Annotated in this window: 14 protein-coding genes; 6 read left to right on the top strand and 8 right to left on the bottom strand. The window is 41.1% G+C overall.

The features are described 5' to 3' along the window. Window positions 1-59: 59 nt before the first annotated feature. Both KXJ59_RS08600 and KXJ59_RS08595 read right to left on the bottom strand, forming a co-directional pair. The gene (locus KXJ59_RS08600) at window positions 60-1,040 is read right to left on the bottom strand and encodes a D-alanine--D-alanine ligase (protein ID WP_295203292.1); all 981 of its coding nucleotides are present in this window, start codon (window positions 1,038-1,040) and stop codon (window positions 60-62) included. Window positions 1,041-1,330: 290 nt separating this feature from the next. After that, window positions 1,331-1,678, bottom strand: coding sequence for a 4Fe-4S dicluster domain-containing protein (locus KXJ59_RS08595; protein ID WP_295203289.1), 348 nt, complete (start codon window positions 1,676-1,678; stop codon window positions 1,331-1,333). Window positions 1,679-1,737: 59 nt separating this feature from the next. Between KXJ59_RS08595 and KXJ59_RS08590 the strand changes: the two genes are divergently transcribed. After that, window positions 1,738-2,745: an acyl-CoA reductase gene (locus KXJ59_RS08590; RefSeq protein WP_295203286.1), complete on the top strand. Its 1,008-nt coding sequence runs from the start codon at window positions 1,738-1,740 to the stop codon at window positions 2,743-2,745. Window positions 2,746-2,964: 219 nt separating this feature from the next. After that, window positions 2,965-4,488 carry a trypsin-like peptidase domain-containing protein gene (locus KXJ59_RS08585; protein WP_295203284.1) on the top strand — a complete coding sequence of 508 codons (1,524 nt, stop codon included), beginning with the start codon at window positions 2,965-2,967 and terminating at the stop codon, window positions 4,486-4,488. 97 nt (window positions 4,489-4,585) lie between these two features. On the opposite strand, the gene KXJ59_RS08580 is transcribed toward KXJ59_RS08585, so the two are convergent. Further along, window positions 4,586-5,851: an alpha-amylase family glycosyl hydrolase gene (locus tag KXJ59_RS08580; RefSeq protein ID WP_295203281.1), complete on the bottom strand. Its 1,266-nt coding sequence runs from the start codon at window positions 5,849-5,851 to the stop codon at window positions 4,586-4,588. 94 nt (window positions 5,852-5,945) lie between these two features. Between KXJ59_RS08580 and KXJ59_RS08575 the strand changes: the two genes are divergently transcribed. Continuing rightward, the gene (locus tag KXJ59_RS08575) at window positions 5,946-6,785 is read left to right on the top strand and encodes a KilA-N domain-containing protein (RefSeq protein WP_295203278.1); all 840 of its coding nucleotides are present in this window, start codon (window positions 5,946-5,948) and stop codon (window positions 6,783-6,785) included. Here KXJ59_RS08575 and KXJ59_RS08570 read toward each other — a convergent pair. The 5 genes from KXJ59_RS08570 to KXJ59_RS08550 form a co-directional block, all read right to left on the bottom strand. Then, window positions 6,741-8,456 (bottom strand): sodium:solute symporter, encoded by a 1,716-nt coding sequence (locus KXJ59_RS08570; protein ID WP_295203275.1) that lies wholly within the window; start codon window positions 8,454-8,456, stop codon window positions 6,741-6,743. The two genes, KXJ59_RS08575 and KXJ59_RS08570, sit on opposite strands and share 45 nt — an antisense overlap. A gap of 129 nt (window positions 8,457-8,585) precedes the next feature. After that, window positions 8,586-8,729, bottom strand: coding sequence for a hypothetical protein (locus tag KXJ59_RS08565; protein ID WP_295203272.1), 144 nt, complete (start codon window positions 8,727-8,729; stop codon window positions 8,586-8,588). A 4-nt stretch (window positions 8,730-8,733) separates the two neighbouring features. After that, window positions 8,734-11,331 carry a PIG-L family deacetylase gene (locus KXJ59_RS08560; RefSeq protein ID WP_295203269.1) on the bottom strand — a complete coding sequence of 866 codons (2,598 nt, stop codon included), beginning with the start codon at window positions 11,329-11,331 and terminating at the stop codon, window positions 8,734-8,736. Window positions 11,332-11,408: 77 nt separating this feature from the next. Then, window positions 11,409-12,248 carry an alpha/beta hydrolase gene (locus tag KXJ59_RS08555; protein WP_295203266.1) on the bottom strand — a complete coding sequence of 280 codons (840 nt, stop codon included), beginning with the start codon at window positions 12,246-12,248 and terminating at the stop codon, window positions 11,409-11,411. Window positions 12,249-12,327: 79 nt separating this feature from the next. After that, the gene (locus KXJ59_RS08550; protein ID WP_295203263.1) at window positions 12,328-14,826 is read right to left on the bottom strand and encodes a M14 family zinc carboxypeptidase; all 2,499 of its coding nucleotides are present in this window, start codon (window positions 14,824-14,826) and stop codon (window positions 12,328-12,330) included. Window positions 14,827-14,951: 125 nt separating this feature from the next. Here KXJ59_RS08550 and ggt point away from each other — a divergent pair, with 125 nt between their 5' ends. From ggt to nudK, 3 genes are read left to right on the top strand one after another with little or no spacing between them, the layout of a single operon-like run. After that, window positions 14,952-16,673 carry a gamma-glutamyltransferase gene (gene ggt, locus KXJ59_RS08545; protein ID WP_295203261.1) on the top strand — a complete coding sequence of 574 codons (1,722 nt, stop codon included), beginning with the start codon at window positions 14,952-14,954 and terminating at the stop codon, window positions 16,671-16,673. Window positions 16,674-16,695: 22 nt separating this feature from the next. Then, window positions 16,696-17,241, top strand: a complete 546-nt coding sequence (locus KXJ59_RS08540) for a DUF1572 family protein (protein ID WP_295203258.1) — start codon at window positions 16,696-16,698, stop codon at window positions 17,239-17,241. An 8-nt stretch (window positions 17,242-17,249) separates the two neighbouring features. After that, window positions 17,250-17,831 carry a GDP-mannose pyrophosphatase NudK gene (gene nudK, locus KXJ59_RS08535; protein WP_295203255.1) on the top strand — a complete coding sequence of 194 codons (582 nt, stop codon included), beginning with the start codon at window positions 17,250-17,252 and terminating at the stop codon, window positions 17,829-17,831. Window positions 17,832-17,900: the final 69 nt, after the last annotated feature.

The following is a 17,900-nucleotide window of genomic DNA, read 5'->3' as shown; positions in this document are numbered from 1 at the left end:
TAAACAAGTTAAAGGATTCCCTTTGTGTAACTGGTCTTTAACAGTTGTTTTTTCGAATTTTAACGAAGTGCTTCATTTACTACTGCTGTATAAAAATCTTTCAGCGACCCGCCCATTGCCCTTACCTGTTGTGGAATTACACTGGCATCGCTCTGACCCGGTACTGTATTAACTTCGAGCATGAAAGGCTGTTGGAGGGCCGTATCGTAAATAAAATCAATCCGCACCACTCCCCTGCAGTTCAATACTTCATATACGCGTCTGGCTGCTGATTCCAGTTGTTCTTTCATATGATGATCGATCTGAGCGGGCGTGGTTTCAACACTTTTGCCCTGGTATTTTGCTTCAAAATCGAAAAATTCATTCTTTGTTTCAATTTCAGTGATAGGCAATACCTGAATGTTTCCCTCAGATTTAAAAACTCCGATAGTGAATTCCCTTCCACTGATAAATTCTTCCACGAGTAATTGTGTATCTTCTTTAAATCCTTTTTCCAATGCAAGAGGTAATTCATCAGCCGTATTTACTTTACTCATACCAATACTGCTGCCACCGCTGTTGGGTTTTACAAAAACAGGTAAGCGTAATTGCTTCAATATATGAGCAGGTGCAACAGGTGTATGTTTAAACAGGTGCATTGATTTAGCAACATTGATCCCACTAAATGAAACAACAGCCACCGTGTATCGCTTATTCATTGTAAGGGCCGATGTTGCTGCATCGCAACTGGTGTAGGGCAAGCCCAACATATCGAAATATCCCTGCAGTTTACCATCTTCTCCCGGCGTTCCGTGAATACACAACAATACCACATCGAAATGAATAACAGCCCCTTTATCGCTGATGGAAAAATCGTCGCGGTTTACTTTTGATTTTTCTCCATTTACCGCTTCATACCACCAGCCTGTGGCATTGATATCGATTTTATATACATCAAATAAATCCCTGTCGAGATTATTACCAACTGTAACAGCACTTTTATAACTGATCTGGGCTTCTCCGCTTAATCCACCCGTAACCAATGCCAGTTTTTTCTTCATGATTTTTTGCAGGTTAAGTAACTAAGTAACAAAGATAGGGAGAGGAATTGTTGGATGTCGGATGTCGGATGTCGGAAATAAAAAATATATCAGACATCCGACATCTGATATCAGACATAAAAAAAGGTGAAGAAACTACCCGTCTCTTCACCTCACGTTGACGGGAAATATCACCCGCCGTTACTAGTTGTCGTACTTTCAGATACAACAATGATTGTAGTACTAAGCTAAATAGTTATTTTGGCAGGTGCAAGCTTTTTAAGCAAAAGTTTAGCACAACTACCTGTGCATTAAATGTGCATTTTCTCCTTCTTTGCCAGCAGATCTTCTACCGTTTCCTGGTACATTTCATCGGGCACACAACAGTCTACCGGACATACGGCAGCACATTGTGGCTCTTCATGAAAGCCCTGACATTCGGTACACTTATTAGGTGTAATATAATAAGTATCAACACTGATGGGTTCAAAACGCTGGTCGGCATCTGCAACAGTACCATCCATCAGGGTAAAACTTCCTTTGATAGTGGTTCCGTCGGAAATAGCCCATTCCACACCACCTTCATAAATGGCATTATTAGGGCATTCGGGCTCACAAGCTCCGCAGTTAATACATTCTTCGGTTATTTTGATGGCCATATAAATGGGTTTGTTGGGTTAGTGATTCTACATTTGCTTTCCAAAAATACGGTTGACAAATGATTTTACAAGAACGAATTCAGTTAATGGCCCGTTTGGGTGAATATATATTGAGTAAAGACGAAGAATGGATGGCTGTTCAGGAAAGGGCTTATCGCGAAAATGCCTGGTTTATTCCCGAATTTCTGGAACGTTCTATTCAACAGATAGCAAACCGGTTTCTGCGAGCCGATCTTTTAACCAACTGGGCTGCACAATACGGGGTAAAAGATTCCCCTGCGCAGTTGAAAACCATTGGCATAGTAATGGCTGGAAATATTCCCCTTGTTGGTTTTCATGACTTTTTATCGGTATTTATCAGCGGTCAGGCCATGGTTATTAAAACTTCATCAAAAGATGAGTTCCTTATTAAACACCTGATCAAAAAAATGTATGAATGGGAGATTACTGTACAAAATCAGGTTTCCTTTGCCGAACAATTAAAAGGATGTGATGCCTATATTGCTACAGGCTCCAATAATTCGGGCAGGTATTTCGACTACTATTTTGGGAAATACCCCAATATCATCCGCAAAAACAGGACTTCTGCAGCCATCCTCGACGGAACAGAAACAATGAACGAATTGTCTTTACTGGCAGATGATATTCAACTGTATTTTGGTTTGGGTTGCAGAAATATTACCCAGCTCTATGTTCCGGAAGGGTATGATTTTATTCCTTTGTTAGAGGAATTGAAAAAATATGCCCACCTGGTAGATTACCATAAATACAAACATAACTACGACTATCACCTTGCATTACTGATCATGGGAAATAAATACTACATGAACAATGATTCTGTTGTACTCACGGAAAACAGTTCTCCTTTCTCTCCTGTAAGTCAGGTTCATTACCAGTATTATTCCGATAAAAAAAGCCTGTCGGAACAACTGATGGGCAATACTGATATACAATGTGTGGTTGGACATGGGTTTGTTCCATTTGGCCAGGCACAGCATCCAGGTCTTACAGATTATGCCGATGGGGTTGATACCATGGCTTTTTTGCAGCAATTTGACGTTAAATAATCGGTAAACTGTCTGTTTTTCAGGTACCAGTGTCCGTGCTAATCTGCGGATAATCAATTAACTTTAAGGTTCAACAGTAGCCGATCTACGAGAATTGCCGTAAAACATTTGTTAAATACTGTCAGTGGTAAACTGTCAATTAAACAGCTTTGTTTATTTGCTGTTGAAAAGGCATATTTTTTGATTTAAATAGTATCATTCAATTAAAAGACCATGCATATGAATCTTAAGAACATTTTAGCCGTGGTTGCCATTAGCGCCACTACTGCTGTCCTCAGCGTCTGGGGCTTTAGTAAGTACAACGATTTTCAACGTGCAGGTGTACAGGATACCGGAAAATTACCGGTGAACTATGCCGGTTTTTTTGATAAGAATAATAATATCGGAGCAGCGGTTGATTTTACACCTGCTGCCACGAGTGCCACACCGGCAGTTGTGCATATTAAAACAAAAACCAAAGCCCGTCAGGTAAGTAATACCCAGCGTCAGCGCAGCAACCCTTTTGCTGATTTATTTGGAGATGATTTTGGCGATTTCTTTGGTGGCCCGCGTGTAATTCCTGAGCAACGGGCAAGCGGCAGTGGTGTATTGATTACAGAAGATGGTTACATCATTACCAATAACCATGTGGTAGATGGTGCAGATGAAATTAACGTAACGCTGGCCAATAAAAAATCATACAAAGGCACAGTAATCGGTACAGATCCGAGCAGTGATATTGCAGTTATTAAAATTGAAGGTAAAACACTTCCTTATCTGGTGTATGGTAACAGCGACGAGGTAAAGCTGGGTCAGTGGGTATTGGCCATTGGTTATCCTTTAAACCTCGATGCCACGGTTACAGCGGGTATTGTAAGTGCCAAATCGAGATCCATTGGTATCAACAGTCGTCAGAGCCAGAGTCCGGTTGAATCATTTATTCAAACAGATGCTGCTGTAAACTCAGGTAACAGTGGTGGTGCATTGATCAACACTTCTGGTGAACTGATCGGCATCAACTCGGCTATTGCATCTCCCACTGGTTCTTATGCAGGTTATTCCTATGCTATCCCCGTGAATATTGTAAAGAAAATTGTTACTGATATTGTGAAGTTTGGTACGGTTCAACGTGCGTATATCGGTATTAATTATCCTAGTGAAAACCTGTCTGATGACCAGAAACGTGAGTTGGAAAAAGAACTGGGCACCTCTATTAAAGAAGGTGAAGGTGTTTATATAACTGCTGTTCCCGAAGGTGGCGCGGCAGCAACAGCAGGCTTAAAAAAAGGAGATCTGGTTACTAAAGTAAACGGGAATGTGGTAACCAATGGCCCTGAATTGCAGGAGCAGGTAGCATTGTATAAACCCGGAGATAAAATTACTGTGAGTTATAAAAGAGGCGGAAAAGAAAGCACTGTTAATATTACCCTGAAGAACAAAGCTGGTAATACTGAAATTGTAAAAACTGCTTCTGCACTCGAACAACTCGGTGGTGAGTTGGAGAATATCGATAAAAGTCTGGCTACTGCCAACGATATTAAAGGTGGTGTTCGTGTAAGAAAAGTAGGCACTGGCTTATTAGGTAAAAGCCGTATGCAGGATGGATTTGTGATAACTGGTGTAAACGGACGTGAAGTAAAAAATATGGAAGAGTTGCAGGAAGTATTAGCAAGCTTAAAAGGCGGTGGCGTTGTAAGACTTGAAGGTATTTATCCCGGTTTTGAAGGAAGTTATACTTATCCATTGAATTTAACCAGAGAATAAAGGGGAAAAAAATAAGGAATAAGGAACGGTAAATAAGAAATAAGAAAGTGAATGCACTTCTACTTTCTTATTTACTGTTCCTTATTTTTTATTCTCCTCAGCCCTGCTTTACATACACCAGAAAATCACCCGGTAATAATTCATAGGTTTCTGCACCGCAGAAAGTGTATGCAATATCAGAAAACAGTTGTTTGAATGTCCCATTCAGCCACTCATGTGTTACCTGTATGGTGGCTCTTTCTTTTTCTGAAAGATTCAATAATATCAATACCAGTTTATCCTCTTTTCTCCTGAAATAAGCCATTACCGACGACGATTCTGTTGGCAGTATAAAAGTTTCGCCTTCGGTAAGTGCCGCATTATTTTTTCGCAAGTGTAACAATCGTTGATAGAAATCATGAAGTAAAGGTTCTTCATTCCACTCAATCAGGTCCTTATCAAAAAAAGCAAGCCGTTTTACATTCGGGTTCTCCTGTCCACTGTATACCAATGGCATTCCCTGCCATGTGCAAGTGAATACCGCCCAGGCTTTGGCGCAGAGACCATATTTTTCATATTCTGTGCCGTTCCAGCTGTTTTCGTCGTGGTTGCTGGTAAAAAACAATTTACTTGCACCCTGCGGGTATTGCGAATAAGCATGTAATACTTCACGTACCTCATGCAAACCCAGCTCTGCTTTTACAAATTTTTCTGTTGTATGCATCCACCACCATGCGTAACTGGTATCAAAAGCATTGTGGTAATTTACGTCTTCGCATTCAGCGAGCCAGTATAAGGGCTTGATGGCATCACAAGCTTTTCGTGCATCCATCCAGAAATCAAGTGGTACAAGATGGGCCATATCGCAACGAAACCCATCTATATTGAATTCTTTTACCCAGTATTGCATAGCGTTTATCATTGTCTGGCGCATGTCGGATTGACTAAAGTCGAGGTCAATTACATCTTTCCAGCCATTTCGCTCCGTGAAATTGCCTTTTTCATCTTTTATGTACCAGTCAGGATGTTCTTTGGTCCAATGATGATCGTAACCGGTATGATTGGCCACCCAGTCAATGATCAGTTTCATACCCAATGAATGTGCTTGTGTAACCAAAGCTTGAAAATCTGCTTGGGTACCAAATTCAGGGTTAATGCCTGTGTAACTGCTGCAGGCATAATAACTTCCCAATGTGCCCTGTCTTTCAGCAACACTGATTGGCGTAACCGGCATCAACCAGAGTATATCAATACCCATTTCTTTTAATCGCGGGAGATGTGCTGAAAAGGCATTAAAGTTTCCTTCCGGAGTATACTGTCTTGTATTCACTTCATATATCGAAGCCGACTTCGCCCAGGGTACAATTGAAAAACGATGACTCATGTTACGATGATACTGATTTTTAGGGAAAATCAGGTATTTATACGTATTGACAATGATTGCCGAGCTCTATAGATTTAGGGCTTAAAATAATTACATGAAAAAAGCTAAGCAAACCATCGTTGTTAAAGGCAAACAAATTGAATTACTTAAGACGGAGCAGTTGGATTATATCTCGTTAACGGATATTGCCCGCTATAAAAACCCGCATGAACCAAAAGATATCATCAAAAACTGGCTCAGGGCAAAGTCTACCATTGAATTTCTGGGCATCTGGGAACAAATTCATAACCCTGACTTCAAAGGGGTCGAATTCGACCCCTTTGTGAGGGAGGCGGGGAGTAATAGTTTTGTGCTTTCTCCCTTAAAATGGATTACCACAGTAAATGCGAAAGGAATCATTGTAAAAGCGGGTAATTCTGGTGGTACTTATGCACATAAGGATATTGCGTTTGAATTTGCGGCCTGGATCAGTGCTGAATTTAAGCTTTACCTGATTAAAGAGTTTCAGAGACTTAAAGAAGGTGAATCTTCTTCTTTACAATTAGAGTGGAATATTCATCGTACCATTTCGAAAATCAATAACCGCATTCATACCGATGCCATCATGGAAACTTTAATTCCGCCGACCATCAATACAAAACAGGCTGCAATGGTTTATGCATCGGAAGTCGAAGTAGTAAACCTGGCCGTATTCGGTCTAACATCAAAAGAATGGAAACAACTGCGCCCAGGCGAGAAAGGAAATATGCGTGACCATGCCAGCATGGAACAGCTTATTATTCTTGCCAACCTGGAAAGCATCAATGCCCTATTAATAAGAAACGGTTTAACTCAGCGGGAGCGCTTGATACAACTCAACCAGACTGCCATTCAACAAATGAAATCACTCTTACGCACCCCTTCTCTGAAACAGTTGAAAGATAGCAGCCAGTAATACCACCGCTAAGGCTCCCACTACATTCAACCACAAAAATCCTAATCCGATAATATTATATTTATCAAGGAGAAAGAATGCAATAACAATGAGTTCACCAATAATAGCCGAAGCAAACACTGCATTGGCCTTTACCCTTTTCATATAAAATGCAACCAGGAAAATACCGAGTATCACACCGTAAAATAAAGACCCCAATACATTCACTGCTTCAATCAAACTTCCCATACCCGATGCAAACTCAGCAGTGATAATACAGAAAACACCCCAGGCCAGGGTATAATATTTTGATTGCCTGTACTCCAGTGCACATTGTTCAGCATTTGTACTATCTGTCTGAATGCCCTTTAATCTTTGATGAAAATCGATCATGGTACAGGATGCGAGCGAATTTAACGCTGCAGCTATAGACCCCCATGCCGCCAGAAAAATAATGGCGATTAATAACCCTACCAATCCTTTGGGTAAAAAATCTACCACAAACCGTAGGAATATATAATTGGTATCGTTGGTATCGGCCCCCGGGCTGGCTTTTGCCAGAACAGTTTTATATTCTTTCTGAATAGCAGCCAGTTTTTTTGAACCATTCGCGATACTATCTTTATACACTTCCTGTTTTTCTACGGTATACAAACGGCTCCACTCCTGTTGCTGAACCTGGTATGTGTTAAACTGTTGTTTTAATCCGGCAAGTTCATCTTTATAAGATGTCTGCATGGCTTTTTCTTCCACCGCTTTGTTGAAGAATACAGGAGATGGATTGAACTGATAAAAAGTAAACAGCAATGCCCCCAATAAAAGAATCAGGAACTGCATGGGTACTTTTACCAGACCATTCATTAAAAGCCCTAACCGACTTTCAGTTGTATCTTTTGCAGTAAGATACCTGCCTACCTGCGACTGATCGGTTCCAAAATAAGACAGGGCCAGAAAAAAGCCTCCAATTACACCACTGATCAGGTTATACCGGTCTTTCCAGTCGAACCCTTTTTCAGTGATGCCTGTTGTAATAACATTCAGTTTACCTGATGCACCACTTACTTTTAAGGCTTCACTAAAACCAACCCCTTCCGGTAAATAATCTACAATAAGATACCCTGCCACAAACATCCCCGCAAAAATGATCAGCAACTGTAACTGTTGTGTATATGCCACCGCTTTGGCCCCACCGGTTACTGTATAGATAATCAGCATTCCTCCCATTACAATATTGGTCCAGAAAATATCCCAGCCCATTAATGAAGAGAGTATGATTGATGGCGCATAAATACTGATACCTGTTGATAAACCCCTGGATAGCAGGAATAGAGAAGATGTAAATATTCTTGTTTTGAGGTCAAATCTTTTTTCCAGGAATTCATACGCTGTAAATAATTTCAGCTTATTAAACAAGGGTACAAATGTGATACAGAGAATAATCATTGCCAGTGGCAACCCAAAATAATACTGCACAAAACGCATCCCATCTGTAAATGCCTGACCGGGTGCCGATAAAAAGGTAATGGCACTGGCCTGTGTACCCATGATACTCAGTAACACAAGATACCAGGGCATACTTCTGTTACTCAGAAAATAGCCTTCGAGGTTTTTACTCGTTCTACTTTTATATAAACCATATGTAATGATGCCCACAAGGGTTATCACCAAAACAATCCAGTCTGTTGTACTCATGCATAGGTTTTAGTAAGCCATTGAAAAAATACAATCAATCCAAGCAAGAAAAACAGTACAAACAAATACCATTTTTTCCAGCTCTTAAACAAGGGTATTTTTTCTTTTGGTTCCATGATGACACAATTATTACCTGTTTCTGATGAGGCTGCCGGCAAATAAACCCAGACCCAACCCTATCAGCAACCCAATTTTTACATTTTTAATGAGCAAGCCTACACCCACACCAATCAGTACAATCGTAAATATTCCTATCTGTCTTCTCTGCTTCATAGTATCAATGTTTGGGCATGGCAATCAGGTTTGCCAGTATTTTAAAAGCTCCTGCATTACCGGCAGGCAATTGCCTGAACATGACCAGGCTTACATAAGCAAAATTTCCCTTGCCATAAGCTGTTGTAATCAAACTTCCGCTACTGGCTTTTTCACCGGTATCATTCATAGATAAGGGAGATTGGTAACGACTATCGGCCTGATCGGCCTGATAGGTACTTCTTTCCTGTACCCAATCTACGAAATCATTACTACCGATTTTATTCGGAAAATTCAATACCGGATGATCTGGTATTGCAAACCTTACTTCCGCATCTTCTTCCGTAACACGGTTAGAAGATATCTGAAACGGATAAGGGCCCATCTTTGGAGATGGAACACCACCCTGGTTTCTGTTATACTGTACAATAAGGTTACCCCCTCTTTCCACATAACGCATCATCACATCATATTTGCCGGTAAGCCATTCATTCAGATTATAAGCCCTTACTCCTGTTACAATTGCATCAAATTGCTGCAGGTTCTCGTCGTTAATGTCTGCATCATTCAGTGCTCTTACTTCGTAACCCAATTGTTTTAATGCTTCCGGCATCATATCACCTGAACCAGGAATATATCCTACTTTCTTTCCTCTTACCTTAATCTCTTCCTTCAGAATTTTTACATGATCACGAAAAGCATAATTGATATTGGGAATATGATCGTAATGAATCGACTTGAAATAATCTGAAAAATTCAACACACGCCCTCCCGGCGGAACTATACTGATTGTGGCTTCCATATACTGGGCTGAAGCATTTGGATTATACACCCTGGCAATGGGTACATTCACCACCTGACGCTGCCCCTTTACGAAATTTCTTTGCTCCCGGCTAAATACGGGTTTTATTGACTCCTGACGGATATTCAATGTAGTCGTTACATTCTGTTGTGAAAAATTTGAGCGATACACTACATGCAACATAGAATCTGCTCTGTTCCTTCCGGTTTCATCTTTAACATTTAATAGCACTACTGTTGAACCCATATATACTTCAATATGAGGAACAATTACAAAAGGCTGATAGAGTTCTCCTCTTTCTGCGTCTACATACTTATACAAAACCGGTCTCTGTACCTGAAAAAGAACACCTTCTATTTCAATATCAAAGTTTACTGCAAAAATTGGGTCACTCCAGGCCTTGCCAATATCCTGCTGATCCTCTACCACAAACATACCATCCCTGACTTTAGTTTTACTAAGCCAATAGGGCTGTGTAAATTCAGGTCCTTTATTGGCAACCAGTATTCGAGCGTATTGATAGTTTCTGTTTTTTTCTGTCGGCTGCATTACTACTGTATCTTCTTCGCCTATAAAACGCATGGACCTGATTTTGGCATTTACGTCGGTTCTTTTATTAACAAAGAAATTCACCCGTACACTATCGCCTTTTAAAGCTGTTTCCTGCTGGGTAAAAGCTTCCACAAATAAACCCGACGCAAATTCTATGATTGCCTGTATTTCTTTGAGTTTCTGTGAGCGCCAGGGACCATCGGGCATTTTATTCAACATATGTTTATACAACTGAGTAAGCCTTGGCACCGATTTATGAGGCTGTTTGAAATCGTATTGATCGATGATTTCCTGAATTGTATTTTGTATCTGGTTAATATCTGCCTCTGTAGATAGTTGCAGGGTTATTTCTTTTCCCTGTGAATTTACAACAGCCACTTCTCTTCCTTTTTTTAATCTTGACCAGCTGGTATTCACCCCTTCCATAACATCTGTTTTGGCAGAGTCTCCGGCAACATGAACAAAGTATTCAAATACTTCACCTCTTCTTCTGGGTCTGCCTTCAGCCTGGCTTTTGTGCATACTTCTTGCTTCACCACCCAATTCACCATAGCTTTTACCAAGCAATGGGTTGTAGGCGCCTACTTCCATTTTTAACTGGTTCTCGCTGGTAGTGTTGGTTCTTCCAAAATTAAAAGTGTTCCAGAGTAACCGTTTTGCTTTCCAGGGTTTTACACCATATTTAAAATGTTCTGTAAACTTTGTAGAGTCTGCAGCCACTTTATATGCCTCTTCTGCTATGATGGCTGATGCAGCATGGTGTCCATGCCCCGCTCTTGCATCGGGCGGAAAACGGGCAATAATGATATCCGGTTGTAATGTGCGTATCATCCAAACCACGTCTGCCAACACCTGTCCTCTATCCCATACACGTAATGCTTCTTCCGAACTCTTACTAAAACCAAATTCATAAGCCCGGGTAAAATACTGTTCCGACCCATCAATAGCTCTTGCCGCCATTAATTCATGCGTTCTGATCATGCCCAACTCAATACCCTGCTCAGGTCCAATCAGGTTTTGACCACCATCGCCGCGGGTGAGACTCAGATAGGCCGTTCGATATAATTTTTCTTTGGCGAGATATGGCAATAATCCATTGTTTTCGTCATCCGGATGTGCCGCGATATACAGCACAGAACCCAGTACATTCAGTTTTTTTAATTGCTGGTAGATATCAGCAGAACTGGCTGTTACCGGAACAATCTGTGCCTGAATTACCCCTATAAAAAAACAGCTTGACAAGAAAAGCAGTGCAATATTTTTTTTCATACGACAGAAATGGTGCTAACGAAGATAAAGGCTGTGAGATGATATGACACACCATTCAAACAAAAATCGGTGAAAGGCTATAGCTTTAACAATACCGACCTTACCGTCTTGTAATGACTCCAGGGAATAAAATGATTAGCCCGGGGCAGGGTTAAAGTATCGAGGCTGCGGGCATTGGTAAAGGTTTTAACGGCGAAATTCATATTAGCATAAGGCACCAATATATCTTTATCACCATGCACCACATAAATCCTTGTATTTACTACAGACATCTGTGGAGCCAGTATTTTCAGATCTTTTTTCAGGTACCAGAGTTCATCATTCGATGGGCGCATAGCACCAGGTACCAGGAATTTCAATGGATTATTCATCAGGAAAGGCCTCCACTTCTCTGGTTGCTCCAATTTCGGGTCAATTGAACCGGCAAGTATAACCAATGCATCAAAATAGCCAGGCTTATCAACTGCCATCTGAATAATTAATGGGCCACCCAATGAATGTCCGACAAGGTATACAGGCTTTCCATTTGTTTCCCTGGCAAACAGGGCATTGATGATTAAGGACTGGTCCTGCAGGTTTAGCGCATCCCTGAAATCGCTATAGCCAAATCCGGGGCGATCTACCGATATCATCCGGTATTTTTTTAAAAGTACCGGATCACGCATATAATCTTCAAAAGCATTCCATGATCCGGGAGAACCATGCACAAATACGATGGTCGGCAAACTATCCGATCCTGTTTTCACATAATGCAGTGTGCGATGGTTGACAGATAATCTTCGAATGGTTAATGAAACACCCGCTTTATTAAATTTTTCAGTAGCTGCTTCATCGCTGATCCGAAACTTCATACAACTCTCCCCCACAATTACCCAGGCAATGAGTATGAGCAACAATACAATTCCTGTTGTTTTCATGAACTTTCCGATCCTGCTTTTAGGCATATAGAAGTATAAAAAAGGCCGTCGGGATTTAATCGCGACGGCCTTCTGACTATTATTGTCCAACTAAGAAAACAGCGTTGGCAATTAAAAGTTTACCGTTCTCCCAGAAATTCCTGAACAATGGATTTTCTGTCAGGAACACTACCGATCCTGAACCCATATTCTGAACACCGAACAACATACCATCTTTCAGTTTATTCTTTACTTTGGTTCCGGCAACACCGGTTACATATGCTTCTTTTTTCAGTACACCAACATTCCAGCCACCTTTCATAAACTCATATAAAGTACCGTCCTGTTTCAGTGTATAATAAAAATCGGGATACCCAAAACCTAATGGATGCGTATTATCCAGATCCATTTTAAAGATGGCACCAGGAATAGCATTAGGAAGATAACTGCGCTCTCTTTCTCCATATTTTTTTACATCGAGGTAATCACCTTTTTCTTCATCCTTGTCTGTTTTTGTTTTCAATCCCCATTCACTTGCCATGGCAGAAACAGATCCTTCCATTGCAATGATTTTACCACCGCCACGTACAAAATCTTTCAAGCGATCAGCGCCCGCTTTTTCTCCAAGTGTACGGAAAAAACCATCCGGAGCGATGATTACATTAAAATCTTTCAGGTTTATGCGACCCAGATCTGAACCATTAATCAGTGTAATCGGATACTCCAACATTCTTTCAAAATAATGCCATACTTCACCAGCACCCAGAGAAGATGCCTGATCACCGGTAAGCAGCGCTACTTTGGGTGCTTCACTGATATTTTTAATATCTGAAGAACCGAAATCAGCTCCCTGATCCATAAAACCTGTCTCCACCACATCGGCCTGTACCCCAAATTTTACGCAGGCTGCATTCGTGACTGCGTTCCAGTTTACAGTTCCGTTTCCTGTTTTCAAAACAATCAGTGTACCCCTGTCGTAATTTTTATTTCTGTATTTAAAGGGTTTTTCTGCAAAGCGAACTTTTACATTGTTTTTCAACAACTCAGCCAGTAGTTTGGCACTGTTGAATGAAGTATACGGAACCAATAAACCATATGTAGAGTTAACAGACTGAATAACCGGCTGTTTCCAGTCATTACCCAGATCAAGTTTTTCTTTTACTGCATATCCTTTCACTCCATAAGCATAGGGCAACGACCAGGTAGTGATATCATATGTATTTGAATCATTCACAACTGTTTTAGGCTCCAGTAACACTTTCGCCATCACCGCTTTGGGTTGATGGGCACTCACTGCAATATTGAATCCTTCATCCGTAAAACTTTCTTCTTTACCGGTAAAATAATTAAACCCTTTGAAGTTTTTATTACTCACAGTTCCCCATTCAATACCATTTTTTTCCAGCAGGGTAATTACGGCATTTAATTTATGCTGATCGGCTGCTGTTAATACATAAGTTTTGTATTCACCAATTTTACCCGAGCGACCATCATCAAAATATTTTTTGAATTCAGCCATCAGTTTCTGCTGGTTCCTGCTCGATGTTTCTACAGTCGACAGTCCAGTTGTAAAATGGTGTGTGGCACGGTCAACCAACGTAAGTGTATCACCATCAGAAGTAACGACTCCCAAACCACCTCTGCTATGACCCCCTTGCTCGTAAGTCATACCAATGGCCCCATTATAAATAGGATAACTGTCTCCGTAAGCAGGGTATAAAAGATCAAAACTTTCTTTGGTAAAAAACAACCAGCCATTTTTATCAAAATAAGAAGCATTGTTTCTACCGATAAGTTCCTGAAAATCGCGTTGCCAGCCGGTAATTACTTCGTGGAAGGGTTGTGCAGCGGGAGCAAAATAATAGGGTGAATTATACCCCTGCTCATGAAAATCTACATGTACCTGTGGTAACCATGCATTGTATCTTTTCAGGCGTTGCTGGGTTTCAACCTGTGTTTGCCAGGCCCAGTCGCGGTTCAAGTCGAAATTATAGTGGTTGCTTCTTCCACCAGGCCATGGTTCTGCATGTTCCCTCGCCATGGGATGAGCATTCAGTTTATCGCCCACCATTGAATTAAACCAGTTAACATAACGGTCACGCCCATCGGGGTTGATACAGGGATCTACAACAACGATGGTGTTTTTTAACCATTCTTTTGTTTTGGCATTGGATGGATCTGTTAATGCATGAATCATGAGCAATGCCGCTTCAGAAGATGAGGGTTCATTACCATGTACATTATAGCTCAGCCATACAATTGCAGGTGCTCCTTCCAAAACCGGTGCTGCCCTGTCGCGGCTTACCCCTGCCAGTCTCAGGTTATTCAAACGAATGGCTTCGAGTCTTTGTATATTCTCAGGTGAACCCACAAAAGCCAGCATCAGTTCGCGGCCCTCATTGGTAAATCCGTATTGCTCCAGCTTCACCATATCGGGTCTGGCTTTTGCAACCGCATTAAAATATTCCACAATCTTGTGGTGACGTGTATAACGTGTCCCCACTTTATAACCCAGGTAGTTTTCCGGGCTGGGTACATTTTGTGCAACTGTTGCTGATACAAGCAACAGGAATGATAAAAAAGTAATGAAAGGTTTCATATTACGATAAATGAGTCGTGAAAGTAGCAAAGAAATAGAGGTATCTGACCAGATTCTATCATTTTTTTATACAGACAGCAATTATTCTGATATCAGTTCTCTGTTAAAAGTGCTAATTTTCTGCCATGAAAAAATGGTGGAGTTATACAGGCCTTTTACTCATATCAGCTTCGGTTACTGCTCAGGGTATTCCCTCAATAGTTGGTAAAGGGAAAGCCATCGACCCTTACAATTATGCTATCGTAAAAAAAGCCAGTTATCAGAAAGCCGCAGTATCAAGCGCTCATCCATTGGCAAGTCAGGTAGGTGCAATGATCATGAAACAGGGCGGAAATGCATTTGACGCTGCAATTGCCACACAATTGGCATTGGCTGTGGTATATCCTGCAGCAGGCAATCTGGGTGGTGGCGGATTTTTACTCGCCAGAAAAAAAGACGGTGAACTCATTGGACTTGATTACCGCGAAGCAGCTCCTGCAGCCGCTCAGAGAGATATGTACCTCGACGAAAATGGAAATGCAAAAATTTCACTTTCACAAAACGGGCATCTCGCATCTGGTATACCGGGTACTGTTGCCGGTTTATTTGCTACACTTCCCTATGCTAAACTGTCTTTTGCAAAACTCATACAACCTGCTATAGACCTCGCTGAAAAAGGGTTTGTTATTTCAGAGAGAGAAGCGGTTTCTCTTAACAGTACCAGAGAATCATTGCTCAAATACAATACAAAACCTGTTGCTTTTGTAAAAACGGAAAAATGGAAAGCTGGTGATACATTATTCCAGAAAGAGTTAGCCGGCACTTTAAAACGCATGCAGAAAAATGGGGCACAGGGTTTTTATGGAGGCGAGACTGCAAAACTTATTGTTGAAGAAATGCAAAGAGGAAAGGGCATCATTAGTTATGACGATCTGAAAAATTATACCGCTAAACTCAGGGAGCCCATTCATTTTGATTATCGCGGGCATCATATCATCAGTTTCTCCCCTCCCAGCAGTGGGGGTATACTGATTGCACAAATGCTTAAGATGATTGAGAAATTTCCGGTGGGCAGTTATGGTTTTCAAACACAAAAAAGTGTTCAGCTAATGATTGAAGCAGAAAGAAGAGCCTATGCCGATCGTGCCGAGCACCTTGGCGACCCCGATTTCTGGAAAGTACCTGTTGATACACTTATCAGCGAAGCTTATCTGTCTAAACGGATGCAGGATTATCAACCAGAAAAAGCCGGTAGCAGTTCAACGGTAAAAGCAGGGCTGATTCAACAGAGTGAAGAAACTACTCACCTGAGTGTAATTGATGCACAAGGCACCCTGGTAGCAGTAACTACTACATTAAACGGTGGTTATGGCAGCAGAACAGTAGTAGGTGGTGCAGGTTTTTTACTCAATAATGAAATGGATGATTTCAGCGTAAAACCAGGTGTACCAAATATGTATGGCGCTTTGGGTGGTGAAGCCAATGCAATTGTTCCGGGTAAAAGAATGTTAAGTTCCATGACCCCTACACTCGTATTGAAAAATAAAAAACCTTATCTCACCATTGGTACCCCTGGCGGTACCACCATTCCTACATCTGTATTCCAGGCACTGGTAAACCTGATTGATTTTAATATGGACCTGGACAATGCCATTAATAAACCCAAGTTTCATCACCAGTGGCTGCCAGATGAAGTTACCATTGAAAGAGACTTCCTTCCTGAAACACGAAAACAACTGGAAGCAATGGGTTACAGAATAAAAGACAGAAGTCCGATCGGCAGAACAGAAGGCATACGTATTCTCTCTAATGGCAAACGTGAAGCAGTTGCCGATAAAAGAGGCGATGATTCCGTTGCAGGTTTTTAAACTAATAAAAGAATAACAGACTATGAGTTTTGAATCGGGGTTTTTAAAAGATACCATCAAGCGTTTTAAATATTACAAAGAACTTGGCGATAATACTTTTGCACAATTAGAAGAGAAAGACTTCTTCTACCAACCTACCGCAGAAAGCAATACCATTGCCGTAATCATTCAGCATATGTATGGTAATATGCTGAGCCGTTGGACCAATTTTCTTACCGAAGACGGTGAAAAAGAGTGGCGGAAAAGAGATGCTGAATTTGAGCATGTTTCCATGAGTAAAGAAGACCTCTTATCTTTTTGGAACGAAGGCTGGAACTGCCTCCTTGAGACACTGGAAACGCTTCAACCCGAAGACCTGATGAAAACAGTAACCATCCGTACCGAACCACTCACAGTGTATGATGCAATTCTCAGGCAACTGGCGCATTACCCATATCATGTGGGTCAGATTGTTTATGTAGGCAGGATGATTAAGGATTCAGCATGGCAATCTTTAAGTATCCCCAAAGGAGGTAGTAAATCTTATCTTGACGCTGTAAAAGAGGCTCAACAACATTCAGCAAAATAATTTCAGGTATGCAACCAAGCGTTCGGATTATTGACACAGAGATTCTTTCAGATAACTGGTATATTCTCAAAAAGATTCACTACGAAGTACTTGAGAAAAATGGTACCTGGAAAAAACAGCAAAGGGAAGCTTATGACCGGGGTAATGGAGCCACTATCCTGCTATATAATCAGGAACATAAAACGGTAATTCTCACCCGCCAGTTTCGTTTACCCAGTTTTATCAATGGCAACGAAACAGGTATGCTCATAGAAACCTGCGCAGGTTTACTCGACCAGGATAACCCGGAAGATTGCATAAAAAGAGAAACTGAAGAGGAAACGGGTTATAAAGTATCGAATGTTAAAAAAGTATTCGAAGCTTATATGTCTCCCGGATCGGTTACCGAAATCCTGTATTTTTTTGTGGCCTCGTATACCAAAGACATGAAAGTATCAGACGGGGGTGGCGTTGCTGAGGAGCAGGAAAACATAGAAGTATTAGAACTTCCCTTTTCAAAAGCCCTTGCCATGATGGAAACAGGTGAAATAAAAGATGGCAAAACCATTATGTTGCTTCAATATGCCGCACTAAACCGATTAATATCATAATTAAGTAGATTTTATCGTGGTTTTAACGTCTTTGGTACCGAATTTGCACTCAGGTTGGTATTCTGTAAA

Origin of the sequence: Sediminibacterium sp. (assembly GCF_019264485.1) — a bacterium.
Taxonomy (GTDB): Bacteria; Bacteroidota; Bacteroidia; order Chitinophagales; family Chitinophagaceae; genus Sediminibacterium.
This window is presented reverse-complemented; position numbering and strand designations above follow the sequence as displayed.